The following is a 15878-nucleotide window of genomic DNA, read 5'->3' as shown; positions in this document are numbered from 1 at the left end:
AAAGACAAAGCATCGAAAAGATTGCTCATAACATCACAAAAGGAGAGTATACATAAAATGAAAGAAAAGCTTGTCTTAATTGGAAATGGAATGGCTGGTGTTCGCACTATTGAAGAAATCTTAGACCGTGATTCTGATCGTTATCAAATCACGATTATAGGAGAAGAAAAATACCCGAACTATAACCGGATCATGCTGAGCAATGTCTTACAAAAGAAAATGACTGTTTCAGAAATCATCACGAATCCATTGGAATGGTATGAAGAAAATCAAATTGAATTGATCAATCATGATCCAGCAGTTCAAATGGACACTAACAATAAAAAAATCATCACCCGATCAGGCAAAGAAATAACTTACGATAAATGCATTTTAGCTACAGGTTCTAGAGCCTTTATTTTACCTGTTGAAGGAGCGCAATTACCTGGAGTTGTTGGGTTTAGAACAATCGATGATACGGAAAATATGCTTGAAGCTGCTCAAAAATACCAAAAAGCAGTAGTGATTGGCGGCGGGTTACTTGGCTTAGAAGCGGCAAAAGGATTACTGGATCAAGGGATGGACGTAACTGTGATCCATTTAGAAAAATGGCTGATGGAAACCCAATTAGATGAAAAAGCAGGTAAAATGCTACAAGCAGATTTAGAAAAACAAGGCTTAAAATTTCTAATGGAAAAAGCGACTCAGAAGATTCTCGGAGATACCCGTGTTACAGGGTTAGCCTTTAGTGACGGAACTACGATCGAAACGGATATGGTTGTAATGTCGATCGGAATTCGTTCAGAAACAACACTAGCAAGAACAGCAGCGATAGAGGTGAATCGTGGAATCGTTGTCGATGACTTTATGAAAACAACTGTTCCAGATGTTTTTGCAGTAGGGGAATGTGCGGAACATAACGGCAATGTTTATGGTTTAGTTGCACCCTTATTTGAACAAGGAAAGGTTTTGGCAGATGTATTAACTGGTAAAGAAGCGAAACCATATCAAGGTAGCACGACATTTACTTCGTTGAAAGTATCTGGTTGTGATTTATATTCTGCTGGAAATATCAAAGAAACTGAAGGAATCAATAGTATCGAAGCATTTGACGGGATCAATTATACGTATAAAAAGATTTTTGTAAGAGACAGTCAAGTTATCGGTGTAGTTCTTTATGGGGATACCAGCGAAGGGAATCGCTATTACAATATTTTGAAGAAAAACGAGAGTATTGAAGAATATACGCCAGTATCTTTACTCCATATGGTTGGTGAAGAAGCGAGTGCGGATGTGAGTGAATGGCCGGATGATGAAGTGATCTGTGGCTGTAACGGAATCGATAAAGGAACGATCATGACTGCGATCAATGAAAAAGACCTGACCTCTGTAGCGGATGTGACCAAACACACGAAAGCAGGCGGATCTTGTGGAAAATGTAAATCTGTGATCGGCGATGTTTTAGCCTATGCTTTAGGTGGTGAAATTGTTTCTGCACCAACTGGGATTTGTGGTTGTACGGATTTAACGCGAGATCAAATCGTTACCCAAATCTATGCAAAGAAAATGACCTCTTCTGATGAAGTTTACCGGGAATTGACTTTTACAAATCCAGAAGGTTGTCCGAAGTGCCGTCCTGCAATCAATTTTTATTTAAATGTGGCGTGGCCTAAAGAACACGAGGATGAAAAAGAATCTCGCTATGTCAACGAACGCCTCTATGCCAATATTCAAAATGATGGGACGTTTTCAGTGATTCCAAGAATGCGTGGCGGTAAAACGAATCCACAGCAGTTACTACTGATTGCTAAAGTTGCAGAAAAATATGATGTACCGATGGTTAAAGTAACAGGTAGTCAACGAATTGGTTTATATGGAGTGAAAAAAGAAGACTTACCAAAAGTTTGGGAAGAACTGGATATGAAAGCAGCTGGTGCTTATGCGAAAGCTGTTCGTTCAGTAAAAACTTGTGTGGGCGCGAATTTCTGTCGGTTTGGTACGCAAGATTCAATGGGATTGGGGATCAAACTAGAACAACGCTATGAGTTTATTGATACGCCACATAAATTTAAAATGGGTGTATCTGCTTGTCCAAGAAGTTGTGTGGAAAGTGGTGTAAAAGATTTTGGGATCATCGGTGTGGAAAACGGCTTCCAAATTTATGTTGGTGGAAATGGCGGAACCGAAGTCAAAGAAGCGGTGCTACTAACAACTGTTGAAACCGAACAAGAAGTCATCGATATTTGTGGGGCAATGCTGCAATATTACCGTGAAACAGGAATTTATGCTGAACGGACTGCTCCATGGATCGAACGTATGGGCTTTGAAGTCGTCAAAGAAGTGTTATTAGATCCTGAAAAACGTCAAGAATTATTAGCAGCATTAGATGATGCTGTTGCAGGACGTCGTGGAAATCCTTGGGATGAAGTGGTTGAAGATCAGAAAACACGTCAAGAGTTATACACAGTGGGGAGAGTATAAAAATGGAAAAAATTTTTGTCGGGCGATTAGATGAATTAGCACTTAGAATGGGTAAAGAAGTGATCATTGGAGAGCAGAAAATCGCTGTTTTTCGTTTAAGTGATGATCGTGTCAAAGCGATTGAAAATGTTTGCCCACATAAACAAGGCCCGTTAGCTGAAGGAACGGTTTCTGGTGAGTATGTTTTTTGCCCGTTGCATGATTATAAAATCAATCTGAATGATGGACAAGTTCAAGAACCAGACGAAGGTTGCGTTCGTGCGTATGAAACAATTGTCGAAGAAGACCTCGTTTATGTCATGGTGGAGTGATGGGAAAAGTTTATTTTGTCGGAGCAGGTTCTGGAGATCCAGAATTATTGACCTTAAAGGGAAAAAGAGTGCTGGAATCAGCAGATGTGATTATTTACGATCGATTGGTCCACCCAGTGTTCCTATATCTAGCGAAAGCTTCAGCGCGTTTTATTTACAGTGGCAAATATCCTAAGAATCATGTGTTGAAGCAAAAAAATATTAATCAATTGCTGTTAGAAGAAGGGCGTCAAGATCAAATTATCGTTAGATTAAAAGGTGGTGACCCAGGTATTTTTGGTCGTGTTGGGGAAGAGATTACCACACTTCAAAGTGAAGGAATCAGCTACGAGCTTGTTCCTGGAGTGACCGCCGCTTCTGCTGCTAGTAGTTACAGTGGCATACCTCTAACTCATCGCGAACATAGTAGTAAAGTAACTTTGGCGACTGCCCATCGTCAAGCAGGAGAAACCATTGATTTTAAAGGGCTGACAGAAAACGGGACGATGTGTTTATATATGGGGGTAGAACGAGTAGAAAGTACGCAAAAGAAGCTTTTAGAGCAAAAAGTTTCACCAAAATTACCAGTAGCAATCGTTGAATGGGGCAGCTTAGGTCGCCAGCGTACGGTTACAGCTACAATTCAAACAATGGTTGAAGCAATTGCGGAACATCAAGTTCATAACCCTGCGCTGATTATTTTAGGAGATGTTGTTTCTTGTCGAAAGGGGGCAGATTGGTTTGAGCAATTGCCGTTGTTTGGACAAAAAATTCTAGTGATCGATACAGAAAAATCGATTTTGAAATGCTTCTTACGTATACGCAACAAGGTGCCGATGTTTATGCGATTCAAGTTGGTGAGCACCGAGATCAACGGTTTGATGCGGTGCATCAGCACTATTTAAGTGATCATCATTTTGACGAGGTAGTGTATTTGAATCCAGAATTGACAACGATGTATAACAAACAATGGGATGTTTTGAATAAGCAATTTGTTTAGTTGGCTTTATGGGCTAAACGAGCCCATTCAGCTTTTAAATGTATCTAGCTTTATGGGCTAGCTCTTCGGAAAAAAGATAAATTATGAATGAGACAAAAAGCGCCTCAGTCGTAATTTCCTATTTTTCTGTCAGGGCTAAACGAGCCCATTCAGCTTTTAAATGTATCTAGCTTTGCGGGCTAGCTCTTCGGAAAAAAGATAAATTATGAATGAGACAAAAAGCGCCTCAGTCATAATTTCCTATTTTTCTGTCAGAGCTAAACGAGCCCGCTACGCTTTTAGATTAGGAGGAAAAATATGGGTTCACTTCAACCACCAGAAATAGTTGATGTTACAATTGAAAAAGGCGTTCAAAAGACGCGTGCTAGTTTTTTAACTTTAGCAGTATTAGGTTTTTTAGCGGGTGTATTTATCGCTGTTGCAGGGATTGCGATGATTCGAGCGATGGGGACTATGCCTAAGGAATGGGGTTCTTTGGTTAATGTGATCGGTGCGGCTGTTTTCCCATTTGGGTTGATTTGTTTGTTATTAGCCGGAGGAGAACTGGTGACAGGGAATATGATGGTCGTTTCAATGGCGTTGTTTGCTAGAAAAATCAGTGGCAAAGAATGGGTGAGAAATATTGTGATCGTGACGCTTTTTAATTTGATCGGCTCACTGTTTGTCGCTTATTTCTTTGGTTATCTGAGTGGCGCATTGCAAGGAGATTTTGCAGAGCGGGCGATTCAAGTTTCGCTGGGCAGAACCAAAGATACTTTTTTACAAGGGTTTCTTTCAGGGATCGCCTGTAATTTTTTGGTAAGTACAGCGGTCTATTTAAACTTTGCGGCAAAAGACTTTATTGGCAAAATCGTTGGGATTTTCTTACCGATCATGGGGTTTGTGATTTGTGGGTTCCAACACGTTGTGGCAAATATGTTTTTGATTCCGATGGGAATTCTTTTAGGCGGTAATACTTGGTCTGCATTTGGGCTGAATATGATTAGTGTGTATTTAGGCAATATTATTGGGGGCGGCTTTTTTGTAGCAGGACTTTACTTTTTAGCGTATAAAGTTGGTACAGGACAGTTGTCAAAAAGGTAAAATCTAGTATGATTAAAAGATAAGTAAAGAAAAAGGAAGTAAGTTTAATGAAAACCGTTCGTGTCGGCACCAGAAATAGTCCTTTAGCGATGAAGCAAACAATGATCGTAGTAGAGTTATTAAAAGAAATTCATGGTGATTTTCCATTTGAGATCGTGCCAATGACCACCAAAGGAGATCAAATGCTTTCGGTAAGTTTGTCTAAAATCGGTGGTAAAGGATTATTTATCAATGAAGTGGAACAGGCTTTATTGCAAGGCTCGATCGATTTTGCTGTTCATAGCTTAAAAGATATGCCAGCGAAAGTTGCAGATGGTTTGATATTAGCTGCAATACCTGAGAGAAGTGATCCTGCGGATTGTTTGATTTTTAGAGAAGTCTCTACTTTAGAAGATTTACCAAAAGGCGCTAAAATTGGAACTAGTAGCTTACGTCGTGAGTTTCAAATGAGAAACTTGCGTGAAGATTTTCAGGTTGAATCGATTCGTGGCAATGTAGGAACTCGTTTGAAACGAATGGAAGAACAAGGGCTAGATGGAATCGTTTTGGCTACGGCTGGTTTAAAGCGATTGGAGTGGTTTGCTGAACCAACTCATCCTTATAATATTTTAACGTGCGAACAATGCATTCCAGCTGTAGGGCAAGGTGCTTTGGCTGTAGAATGTCGCAGTCAGGATCAAGCGATGAACGATTTTTTAAAACCGATCGATGATTCGTTGACGAGAAAATTAGTGATGGAAGAACGTTCATTTTTAGCAATGCTGAATGGGAATTGTGATATCCCGATTGGAGCATATGCTGTTCAGCAACAAAAAGGCTACCGTTTTTCAGGGTTTTTAGGAGATAAAGAATTACATCAATCATTTACTAAAAGTGTTTATGTCGACGATTTAGCAGGTGTTGGAGCGAAAATAGCAACTGACTTATTAAATGAAATGAATCAGGAAATAGTATGAAAAAAATCCTTCTAACGCGTTTGCCAGAAGATAATTGGGAAGATTGTTCCTATTTTCAAAAAAAGGGATTTGAAATCGTCGAAATTCCTTTACTTGGGCTAAGAAAACGAGCAATAGAGCAATCATTTGAATCAATGGTACAACAAAGTGAGTGGATCTTTCTAACCAGTCAACATGCAGCTGAATTCTTTTTTCAGCAAGTAAAAAAAAGAGCAGTTTCAATGAAAAAGTTCGCGGTTATTGGTGAGAAGACTGCACAGGTTCTTTTAGCGAATAATGTGTTAGTCACCTTTCAAGCACCAATTCCAACGAAAAAACATTTATTTGAAGCATGGTCAGACTGTAATTTAAAAGCAACATCGATTTTTTACCCAAAAAGCAATTTAGCTGATGACCTTGGTGAATCAGAATTAATAGCTAAAGGCCATCAGTTATTTACGCCGATTCTTTACGATAATTACTTTCCAAAAGAAAACCAAGAATTACTAATGAAACTTTTAATCAATGAAAAAGTAACGGCAGTCTATTTAGCAAGTCCATCTTTATGGCACCGATTTTTATCTGTTTTTAGAGCAACTGGTGTGAAAGAGATGCCGACACTATACTGTGTAGGTGAAACAACGAGACAAACTATCCTAAAAGCTGGTTATAAAGCGATATTAAGACAAGAAGTATAGTTGAACGAAGGAATTTCCTTTCCCTCAACTATACTTTTTTTTAGACAAATTAGTTGACGAAAGTTATAAAACAGGTACAATAAATAGTTCCAGCAAGAGATATATAATCTAGCTATATGAGTGGATCACTACGCTACGTTTCGATTTCAACTTTTCATTCGAAGTTAAACGAGCCCATTATGCTTTTAAATTTAGGAGGTTTTTATGAGTAGAGAAGTAATTTTATACATTGCAGCAAGTATCGATGGCTATATTGCAGAACCAGACGGCAGTATTGATTTTTTAGGTGGCGGCATCGAATTAGTAGAAGAGGATACTAGTTACCAAGAATTGATGGGGAAAATCGATACAGTGGTGATGGGGCGAACAACGTATGATCAAGTAGTCAATGAATTATCTCCAGAGCAATATCCTTATGAAGAACAAGCATCATATATTATCACAAGCCATCCAGATGAGAATACAGACAAGCTTTTCTTTACACGCAAAGGGCCTGTAGAACTGATTCAAGAATTAAAGGAGCAAGACGGACAAGCAATTTGGGTCGTAGGTGGGGCAAGTATTATTGCACCTTTAGTGGAAGCAAAATTGATTGATACGTATATTCTAACAACGATACCAACGATTTTAGGAAAAGGGATTCCTTTGTTTAATGAATTTAATGGACCAGTGAATTTGAAATTAGATCAGGTTTACGTGAAAAATGATATGGTTTATACGACATATTCAGCACGAGATTTTTCATAAAGCAATATCACGATACTATTCTACCGAAGGAACTGGACTATTTGTGTAAACGCTTGTCTTATTTTGAAATAAGCCGGTTTAAAATAAAAATAGCGATCTTCTGTCTATAAAAAGCCAAAAGATCGTTATTTTTTGTCTATTTATATAATCTCAACCTCATTTTCATAATGAGTTTTAACTTCTTCTAACAATTGATCATCAGTAATCAACACTTCTAACTGGTTCAATTTAGCAAAAGTCGCAATCGATTTTTTTTCGAATTTGGTACTATCGATCAATGCGATCGTATGCGGTGCAATTTCTACCATTCTCTTTTTTAACTCAACCTCATATAAATTGAAGTCTGACAGCCCTTCAGAAGCAGAAATCGCATAAGCTGATGTAAATAATGTATCGATATTTAGCTTCTTCAAAATTTCAATCCCTAAAATCCCTTCAACAGCATTGGAAGAGCCCTTAACAACGCCACCGATCAAGATGACCGTTAAATTATAGTTTTCCTTCAACAGTGAGGCAGTACGGATGCCATTGGTCAAAATCGTTAATTTTAGATCAGATTGATCGATCAACTTAGCTAATTCATAACAAGTTGAACTAGCATCTAACACAATACATTCACCAGGTTGAATATAAGCTAAGGCTTTTTTAGCGATCTGTGTTTTCTTATCTATATTTTTTTGTTTACGAATATCATAATTTTTGTCTATTTTAAGGGTTTCATCCTCTTTACTACGAATGGCTCCGCCGTGTGTACGGATCAAAAGATTATTCTTACTTAAATAGTTTAAATCAGAGCGGATCGTCGCCCTAGAAACACCTAAAATTTCTGTTAACCCATTAACAGATACAGACTCTTGTTCCTGTAACAGGGACAAAATCTTCTCTCTTCGTTGGTCTGTATACAATTTTTCTTCCTCCTTAACTCCTTATGTTAGCTAAAGTATACAGGAATGTTTGTTAAATGACAAATTTTCTGTCGTTTACTTTCGTTTTTTTTTACTTTTTTGGAAAAAATGAAATGATTTAATAAATCTATATGTCAGATACAGTCCATATTAATGACAATTTTTTCTCGTTTTATAAGTGTTTTACTCGTTCTTTTTGTTTTCGTAAATTTTCTTTTCGGATTAATTCGAAAGTAAACGAAAATAAATGTTGACAAAACGAAAGTGTGAAGCTAATATGAATGTATACAAAAGAAAGAGGTGGAGAAAATGAAAATCGGGATCGGCTCAGATCACAATGCGTTTGAAATGAAAGGCCAATTAAAAGAGCATATCGAAACCTTAGGAATAGAAGTAATCGATTTTGGCTGTTTTTCACCAGATGAGGTAGATTACCCTAATATTGCATTTGATGTAGCAAATGGTATTAAGGATGGAAAAATTGAACGTGGTATTTTAGTTTGTGGAACAGGTATCGGTATGGCTATGGCCGCAAATAAAGTTCCAGGAGTTAGGGCAGCACAATGCCACGATACTTATTCTGCAGAACGTGCGCAACTAAGCAATAATGCACAAATCATTACCATGGGATCAAAAGTTATTGGCATAGAAGTTGCAAAAAAAGTTGTGTCAGAATATCTTTCAGTAACGTTTAAAGGTGGGAACTCTGCACGAAAAATTGATCAAATCATGCAAAAAGAATCAGAATTTAGCAAATAAAATCCTAAAGAAAAGGAGTGACACAGATGAAATTTTTTCTTGATACAGCAAATATTGAAGAAATCAAAAGAATCAACGAATTAGGTTTAGTAGATGGGGTAACAACGAATCCAACGATCATCTCTAAAGAGGGACGGAATTTTAAAGAAGTTATTATTGAAATTTGTGAACTCGTAGATGGACCTGTCAGCGCAGAAGTAATTGCACTAGACACAGAAGGGATGCTCAAAGAAGCGCGAGATATAGCCAAGTGGGCAGATAATGTTGTCGTAAAAATCCCTATGACAGAAGCAGGATTGAAAGCGGTTCATATTTTGAGTAAAGAAAATATCAAAACAAATGTCACACTTGTTTTCACCGTAGCACAAGGATTAATGGCAGCCAAAGCAGGGGCAACATTTATTAGTCCGTTTGTAGGCAGGCTAGATGATATTGGGACAGATAGTTTAGCATTGATCAAAAATTTAAGAAACGTTCTAGATCAATACGGCTATTCTACTGAAATAATTGCTGCTAGCATTCGAAATTTGAAGCATGTTGAAGAGGTTGCTGAATTAGGAGCAGATATTGCTACGATTCCGGGCAATATTTTTCCAAAATTATGGTCGCACCCATTAACGGATGCTGGGATTGAAGCATTTATGAAAGATTGGGAAAATTTTACCAAGTAAGAAAAAGACTAGGAATTTTTAAGTAGTTGCTATTTAAGAATTCCTAGTTAAAAGAGAGGAGGAGCAAATGATGACTAAAAGAAAACCAATTGTGGGAATCAGTCTAAAAATGTATCAAAATCAATTAAAAGAAGCCCAAACTTTTGCTCAAGCAATCTCTGCTTTAACGGGACAAGTTGAAGCAGTAGAACAATTTATGTGTCCAGGGATGGGTGTTCTTTATCCAGTTTCGAAGGTGATCGATCAATCTAAAATTGGGTTGGGCGCACAAAATATGGCACCAGTCGGCTATGGTGCATATACAGGCGAATTTTCGATCGATTCTTTACTGGATATGAAAGGTGCCTATGTAGAATTAGGGCACATCGAAAGACGGACGATTTTCGGCGAAAGTGATAATCTGATCAACCAAAAAGTATTATTGGCTTTAGAAAAAGGTGTGGCTCCCGTTCTTTGTATCGGGGAATTGACTCATAGCGATGACTATCAAGAAATAAAAAATTTGTTACTGAAACAATTATTTCTAGACCTTAATCAAGTACCACAAGATCAAGTAGAGAAAGTTATTTTAGCTTATGAGCCAGCTTGGGCAGTGGGGAAAACGTTAGCTGCAAGTGCGGTTCATGTTCATGCCGTTCATAGATTAATTAGGGATTGCTTAACAGAATTATATTCATACGAGACTGCTCAAAAGATACGAATCATTTATGGTGGTTCTGTTTCTCAAGAAAATGTTCAGCTGATCGTTTCCGATGAACATGTTGATGGTGTTTTTGTTGGACGTTTTGGTCACGATCCTGAACGCTATGCGAACATCGTTAAAACAGTCAAATTGATCAAGGAGGTTTAAAGCATGTTTGGAATAATCTTAGTTTCCCATAGTCAAAAAATTACCGATGGAACGAAAGAAATGATCGAAGAGATGACAGGTGAGCTAGAAGGAGTGCGGGTCATTTCAGCAGGTGGTACAGGTGATGGCCGTTTAGGGACGAATGCTGTGATGATCATGGACTATATAGAGGATTGTCGGGAGTGCGAACATATTTTAATTTTTTGCGATATTGGAAGCGCTATTTTAAGTTCAGAAACAGCAATTGATTTAATAGATGATGAAACATTAAAAGAAAAAGTGGAAATCATGGATTGTCCATTGGTAGAAGGGGCATTTGCTGCCGCAGTTCAAGCGTCCGTTTCACAAGATAAACAATTGGTTGTTGCAGAACTAAGTCATTTGTAAAAGAAAGGAAGCAAAACAATGAAATTCATACGAGGATTGGTCGGTTACACAATTGCTGGAATGTTAGTGATGGCCGTTTGGGGACAGTTGGGTGCGTTTGGAATTTTTGGTGGCTACTTAGCGGCTTTGATTATTATTGGTCCGATGTGGTTTATGAATCATTTTGTCAATTTAGTAGGAAATGAAGACGATGCGGCTTTTGTTGATATGGGGTTAGCGATTGGTGTTTGTGGCATTATGCGAGATACATTTATGAATGGAACAGAAAGTCTAGTTTCTTCATTACCAACAATTGGCTTAGTTGTCATTGGGGCGATTATTGGTGGAATTGTCGCAGCAGCGGTTGAGAAAAGTATGGCAAAGGATACAGAACATGAAGAAAGTGCACCAGAACCTGGTATGACGGAAAAAGAATTGGGTCGTTTAGCAGAAACGGAATAAAGGAGAGAATAAAAAATGACGATTAGTTTAGGTATTGCAACGATTTTAGGCGGTTTTTTATTTCCCTTTGCAGTTCGGATGATCTGGGGGAAAATGGTCGATCAATGGGGGGCAATTGGTGGTTGGATGGCAGCGGCATTTGTCGTTGGAACAGTTTGGTGTATCAATCATGGTATTTCCACACCGATGATTACCCAATCCGGAACAGCATGGGTCGATATGGGATTAGCAGCAGGAGTCGGTGTTTGGGTTGCTTCTGCATTAACAGGAGGCAATGTGAAAAAGTCGTATAGAAATGTTTTAGCAGCAGTTTCAGGTGGTATTTTGGGCGGATTCTTATTGTCATTATTTTTATAAAATGGAGGAGAGATTTAAATGAGAAGATTAGTAAACGATGGATACGAAGTTGTCGAAGAAATGTTAGAAGGATACTGTGCTGCTCATGAGGATTATGTTCGATTTGCTGATAATAAAAGAGTGTTGGTTAGTCAAAAAATGAGTGAAGAACCCAAAGTTCGTGTGATTGTCGGTGGTGGCTCTGGTCATGAACCTTTATTTATCGGATATGTGGGAGAAAATTTTGCAGATGCTTCGGTTGTCGGCAATATCAATACGTCACCTGCCCCAGATGCTTGTTATGATGCTGTAAAAGCTGTAGATAGCGGTAAAGGTTGTCTGTTTATGTATGGCAATTATGCTGGTGATGTTATGAATTTTGATATGGGGGCAGAGCTTGCTGCAGAAGATGGCATCCGCGTAGAGACGGTTTTGATCACAGATGATGTGTATTCTGCAAAAAATATTCCTGATCGTCGTGGTGTAGCAGGAGATGTACCTGTATTTAAAGTTGCAGGAGCAGCGGCTGCCAAAGGGTATGACTTAGATCGTGTCAAAGAATTAGCAGAAAAAGCGAATAGTAATACCTATTCTATGGGCGTTGCGCTATCTTCTTCAACATTACCGGTGACAGGGAAAGCCATTTTTGAAATGGACGAAGGTGATATGGAAGTTGGTATGGGCATCCATGGCGAACCGGGAATCAAACGAAGTAAATTAGAGCCAGCTGATAAAGTGGTAGATCAACTCTTGAGCTATATTTTAGAAGATGCCAAAGCAAAAGCTGGGGAAGAATATCATGTGATGGTCAATGGTTTAGGCGGGCTGCCTGTGATGGACTTATATGTTTGTTATCGTCGTGTTGCAGAAGTATTAAAAGAAAAAGGAATCATTCTTCACAGACCATTAGTCGGAAATTATGCAACATCTATGGATATGGTTGGAATGTCGATTACAATTGTTCGATTAGATGACGAACTAAAGGAACTTTTAGATATGTCATGTGACACGCCTTATATGAAATTATAAAAAGGAGCGAAAGAAAATGGAATATAAAGGATACGATATAAATTTTGGATTAGCTGAAAAAGTAGTGATTGTCACTGGAGGGTTGAGTGGAATCGGGGAGGCGATCGCTGAACTTTTTATGAAAAAAGGCGCTAAAATCGCTATTTTTGATATAAAAGAAGAAACAGAGCAACTTATTTCAGAAAAATTCAAAGAAAAAGGCTTCGGCGTCAAAGTAGATGTAACTAATAAGAATAGTGTGATCAAGGCCGTAGAAGCAGTAAAAAAACATTTTGGGAAAATAGATATTTTAGTTAATTCTGCAGGTGTTGCTTTATTGGATGATGCTGAAAATCTGTCAGAAGAATACTGGGATAAAACATTTGCGATCAATGTAAAAGGTAGTTTCTTAGTAGCGCAAGCAGTTGGGAATGAATTGATCGGTGCAAATGGTGGAAAAATCATCAATATGGCGTCACAAGCTGCGGTGGTTGCGTTAGATAATCATGTTGCGTATTGTGCGAGTAAAGGAGCGATTGTTTCCATGACGAAAGTATTAGCGTATGAATGGGCGCAGTATGATATCAATGTAAACTGTATTTCTCCAACCGTTATTTTGACTGAATTAGGGAAAAAAGCCTGGGCAGGTCAAGTGGGTGAAGAGATGAAAAAACAAATTCCAGCGGGACGTTTTGGCTATCCAGAAGAAGTTGCTGCGTGTGCCCTTTTCTTAGCAGCAGATGCCTCAAACTTGATCACTGGCGAAAATTTAGTGATTGATGGCGGCTATACGATTAAATAATGAAGAGAGGTATTAAGTAATGATTCGCTTGATCAATTATTACTTAATACCTAAAAGAATTTTATTTTAGATGGGAGTAATGAACGATGACAACAAAAATAATCGCAAATAAAGAATTTTTTAAAAACTCACTGATAAAAATGGCCGAGCTATCAGAAGAGCAAAGAGATTATTGGACTTCTTTGGATTCTAATATTGGAGATGGGGACCATGGCATCAATTTAAGTATTGGGTTTCGTGGGATTTCTAAAGAAATTGAAGAGCTGGATAAAACAACTGAAGATATCCATTCATTACTTAAAAAATCTGGAATGATTTTACTGTCTAAAGTGGGTGGAGCGTCAGGACCGTTGTATGGTAGTTTTTTTATAAAAATGGGCAAAGATATCGAAGAAAAAACAGAAATCACATTCCCAGAATTTGTAGACATGCTTCAATCTGGTATTGACGCAATTCAAACCCGAGGAAAAGCCTCATTGCAAGATAAGACGATGCTAGATGCGTTATTACCTGGAATCGAGTATTTGCAAGCACACAAAACGGATGAGGATTATTTGACAGTGATGGAAAAAGCAATCCAACTGATGCAAGAAGGTGCAGAATCTACAATACCTTTAATCGCCAAAAAGGGTCGTGCGATGAGACTTGGTGAACGCGCAATTGGACACAAAGATCCTGGCGCAGAATCATCATGGATGTTGCTGAATGTCTTTTTTGAAGAAATGAAAAATAACAACTAAAGCGGGATGTGGCAGGATGGAAAAGTTAGAGAAAAAAGCACAAGAATTGAGAACTATGATTATTCAATCGTTGGCAGCTGCGGGCTCGGGACATCCAGGGGGTTCCTTATCTGCAATTGATATTTTAACAACGTTATACTACCAAGAAATGACAATCAACACACAAAACTATGCGCAGCGAAATCGGGATCATTTTATTTTATCAAAAGGACATGGAGCGCCTGCTTTATATGCAGTATTGGCTGATAAAGGCTTTTTCCCAAAAAGTGATTTATTGACACTACGAAAATTTGGTAGCCATTTACAAGGACATCCAGATAGAAATAAAACATATGGTGTCGATGCATCAAGTGGCTCATTAGGCCAAGGTTTATCCATTGCAAATGGGTTAGCTTTAGCAAAAAAAATCGATAATATTGATTGCTATACGTTTGTTCTTCTAGGAGATGGTGAGCTGCAAGAAGGTCAAGTATGGGAAGCGGTGATGAGTGCGGCACATTATCATTTGAATCGAATCATTGTCCTTATTGATCATAATGGCTTGCAAATCGATGGGACAAACGATGCTATTATGGGTGTCAATGATATTGGTGCCAAATTCACCAGTTTTAATTGGCATGTTCTTCATGCAAATGGGCACGACATCCCCTCAATTGCCCAAGCTATTCAAATAGCCAAAAAACAAACGAGCGCACCAACTGTTATTGTTTGTGAAACAATCAAAGGTAAAGGTGTTAGTTTTATGGAAAATCAGGTTGCATGGCATGGAAAAGCCCCTTCAAAAGAAGAAGCAGAGAAGGCTTTGACTGAAATAAAGGGGGCAGAATAAAATGGAAAAAGCAACAAGACAGGCTTATGGAGAAACATTGCTCAAACTAAAAGAACATCCAGACCTAGTAGTTTTGGACGCTGACTTATCTGCGGCAACAAAAACAGATATTTTTGCGAAAGAAGCACCTAACAAGTTTTATAATATGGGCATCTCAGAAGGCGATATGATCGGTACGGCTGCCGGTCTAGCTTTAGGTGGGAAACGTCCCTTTGCCAGTAGTTTTGCCATATTTGCGGCTGGCCGGGCCTATGAACAAATTCGCAATAGTGTAGCTTATCCACATTTAAATGTAACAGTCGCGGCAACACATGCAGGAATAACAGTGGGAGAAGATGGTGGCTCACATCAAGCTATTGAAGACATTGCGTTGATGCGAGTGATTCCTGGAATGACCATTTTGAATCCCGTTGATGATTTAGAAACAGAGGCCGCTATTGAAGCGATAATGGAACATACTGGACCTGTTTATTTACGCTTAGGTCGATTACCAGTGACTAGAGTTCATTTAGAAAAACCAGTTTTTAACATTGGGTGTGGTGAGGCTCTGACAACGGGCTTAGATGGAACCATCATAGCTACCGGACTAATGGTACAAGAGGCTTTAAAGGCTGCAGCAGAATTAAAGAAAGTAGGTCTGTCCATTCGTGTCTTGAATTTTTCTACGATCAAGCCGTTAGATGAAAGACTAGTATTGTCGGCTGCCAAAGAAACACCTTGGTTGATTACCGCAGAAGAACATAGTGTAATTGGCGGCCTTGGTTCAGCGGTTTCTGAATATCTTTCAGAAATCTATCCTACAAAAATTGTAAAAATCGGTATCCAAGATCGCTTTGGTCAATCAGGAGATCCAGCTTTACTAAAAGCAGAATATGGGCTGACTGCTGAAAAGTTGATCGAAACAGTAAATAAATTATCTCGATAATAAAGAGTACTA

At 38.5% G+C, this 15878-nt stretch carries 19 protein-coding genes; 18 read left to right on the top strand and 1 reads right to left on the bottom strand.

The genetic code is table 11. The annotated features are described in order from the left end of the window. The first annotated feature begins 57 nt into the window (after window positions 1-57). From nirB to V192_RS0117640, 7 genes are all read left to right on the top strand, one after another. Window positions 58-2460: a nitrite reductase large subunit NirB gene (gene nirB / locus V192_RS0117670; protein WP_025873606.1), complete on the top strand. Its 2403-nt coding sequence runs from the start codon at window positions 58-60 to the stop codon at window positions 2458-2460. A 2-nt stretch (window positions 2461-2462) separates the two neighbouring features. Next, window positions 2463-2771 carry a nitrite reductase small subunit NirD gene (nirD, locus tag V192_RS0117665; protein ID WP_025873605.1) on the top strand — a complete coding sequence of 103 codons (309 nt, stop codon included), beginning with the start codon at window positions 2463-2465 and terminating at the stop codon, window positions 2769-2771. Further along, on the top strand, window positions 2771-3655 hold the full coding sequence (cobA, locus tag V192_RS0117660) for a uroporphyrinogen-III C-methyltransferase (protein WP_025873604.1): 885 nt from the start codon (window positions 2771-2773) through the stop codon (window positions 3653-3655). Before nirD ends, cobA begins: the two co-directional genes overlap by 1 nt. 392 nt (window positions 3656-4047) lie before the next feature. After that, window positions 4048-4833 carry a formate/nitrite transporter family protein gene (locus V192_RS0117655; RefSeq protein WP_025873603.1) on the top strand — a complete coding sequence of 262 codons (786 nt, stop codon included), beginning with the start codon at window positions 4048-4050 and terminating at the stop codon, window positions 4831-4833. Window positions 4834-4880: 47 nt separating this feature from the next. Further along, window positions 4881-5789, top strand: coding sequence for a hydroxymethylbilane synthase (gene hemC / locus V192_RS0117650; protein WP_025873602.1), 909 nt, complete (start codon window positions 4881-4883; stop codon window positions 5787-5789). After that, window positions 5786-6466: a uroporphyrinogen-III synthase gene (locus V192_RS0117645; RefSeq protein ID WP_025873601.1), complete on the top strand. Its 681-nt coding sequence runs from the start codon at window positions 5786-5788 to the stop codon at window positions 6464-6466. Before hemC ends, V192_RS0117645 begins: the two co-directional genes overlap by 4 nt. Window positions 6467-6670: 204 nt before the next feature. After that, window positions 6671-7213: a dihydrofolate reductase family protein gene (locus tag V192_RS0117640; RefSeq protein WP_025873600.1), complete on the top strand. Its 543-nt coding sequence runs from the start codon at window positions 6671-6673 to the stop codon at window positions 7211-7213. Between the two features lie 140 nt (window positions 7214-7353). On the opposite strand, the gene V192_RS0117635 is transcribed toward V192_RS0117640, so the two are convergent. Beyond that, on the bottom strand, window positions 7354-8118 hold the full coding sequence (locus V192_RS0117635; protein WP_025873599.1) for a DeoR/GlpR family DNA-binding transcription regulator: 765 nt from the start codon (window positions 8116-8118) through the stop codon (window positions 7354-7356). A gap of 309 nt (window positions 8119-8427) precedes the next feature. Between V192_RS0117635 and rpiB the strand changes: the two genes are divergently transcribed. From rpiB to V192_RS0117580, 11 genes are all read left to right on the top strand, one after another. Further along, complete coding sequence (gene rpiB, locus V192_RS0117630; protein ID WP_025873598.1) at window positions 8428-8877, top strand: ribose 5-phosphate isomerase B; 450 nt, start codon at window positions 8428-8430, stop codon at window positions 8875-8877. Between the two features lie 26 nt (window positions 8878-8903). Beyond that, window positions 8904-9548 (top strand): fructose-6-phosphate aldolase, encoded by a 645-nt coding sequence (fsa, locus tag V192_RS0117625; RefSeq protein WP_025873597.1) that lies wholly within the window; start codon window positions 8904-8906, stop codon window positions 9546-9548. Between the two features lie 67 nt (window positions 9549-9615). Further along, the gene (locus V192_RS0117620; protein ID WP_239644731.1) at window positions 9616-10398 is read left to right on the top strand and encodes a triose-phosphate isomerase family protein; all 783 of its coding nucleotides are present in this window, start codon (window positions 9616-9618) and stop codon (window positions 10396-10398) included. A 3-nt stretch (window positions 10399-10401) separates the two neighbouring features. Next, window positions 10402-10785 carry a dihydroxyacetone kinase phosphoryl donor subunit DhaM gene (dhaM, locus tag V192_RS0117615; RefSeq protein WP_025873595.1) on the top strand — a complete coding sequence of 128 codons (384 nt, stop codon included), beginning with the start codon at window positions 10402-10404 and terminating at the stop codon, window positions 10783-10785. Window positions 10786-10803: 18 nt separating this feature from the next. Next, the gene (locus tag V192_RS0117610; RefSeq protein WP_025873594.1) at window positions 10804-11226 is read left to right on the top strand and encodes a Lin0368 family putative glycerol transporter subunit; all 423 of its coding nucleotides are present in this window, start codon (window positions 10804-10806) and stop codon (window positions 11224-11226) included. A gap of 15 nt (window positions 11227-11241) precedes the next feature. After that, the gene (locus V192_RS0117605) at window positions 11242-11583 is read left to right on the top strand and encodes a Lin0368 family putative glycerol transporter subunit (protein WP_025873593.1); all 342 of its coding nucleotides are present in this window, start codon (window positions 11242-11244) and stop codon (window positions 11581-11583) included. An 18-nt stretch (window positions 11584-11601) separates the two neighbouring features. Next, window positions 11602-12591, top strand: a complete 990-nt coding sequence (locus tag V192_RS0117600) for a dihydroxyacetone kinase subunit DhaK (RefSeq protein WP_025873592.1) — start codon at window positions 11602-11604, stop codon at window positions 12589-12591. 16 nt (window positions 12592-12607) lie between these two features. Continuing rightward, window positions 12608-13372, top strand: a complete 765-nt coding sequence (locus tag V192_RS0117595) for an SDR family oxidoreductase (RefSeq protein WP_025873591.1) — start codon at window positions 12608-12610, stop codon at window positions 13370-13372. An 86-nt stretch (window positions 13373-13458) separates the two neighbouring features. Next, window positions 13459-14112, top strand: a complete 654-nt coding sequence (dhaL, locus tag V192_RS0117590) for a dihydroxyacetone kinase subunit DhaL (RefSeq protein WP_025873590.1) — start codon at window positions 13459-13461, stop codon at window positions 14110-14112. 16 nt (window positions 14113-14128) lie between these two features. After that, window positions 14129-14941, top strand: a complete 813-nt coding sequence (locus V192_RS0117585; RefSeq protein WP_025873589.1) for a transketolase — start codon at window positions 14129-14131, stop codon at window positions 14939-14941. A 1-nt stretch (window position 14942) separates the two neighbouring features. Next, window positions 14943-15866: a transketolase family protein gene (locus V192_RS0117580; protein WP_025873588.1), complete on the top strand. Its 924-nt coding sequence runs from the start codon at window positions 14943-14945 to the stop codon at window positions 15864-15866. The last annotated feature ends 12 nt before the right edge of the window (window positions 15867-15878 follow it).

Origin of the sequence: Enterococcus crotali (assembly GCF_000633635.1) — a bacterium.
GTDB classification, from domain to species: domain Bacteria; phylum Bacillota; class Bacilli; order Lactobacillales; family Enterococcaceae; genus Enterococcus_L; species Enterococcus_L crotali.
The sequence above is the reverse complement of the archived record's forward strand: the minus strand, read 5'-3'. Positions and strand labels throughout refer to the sequence as shown.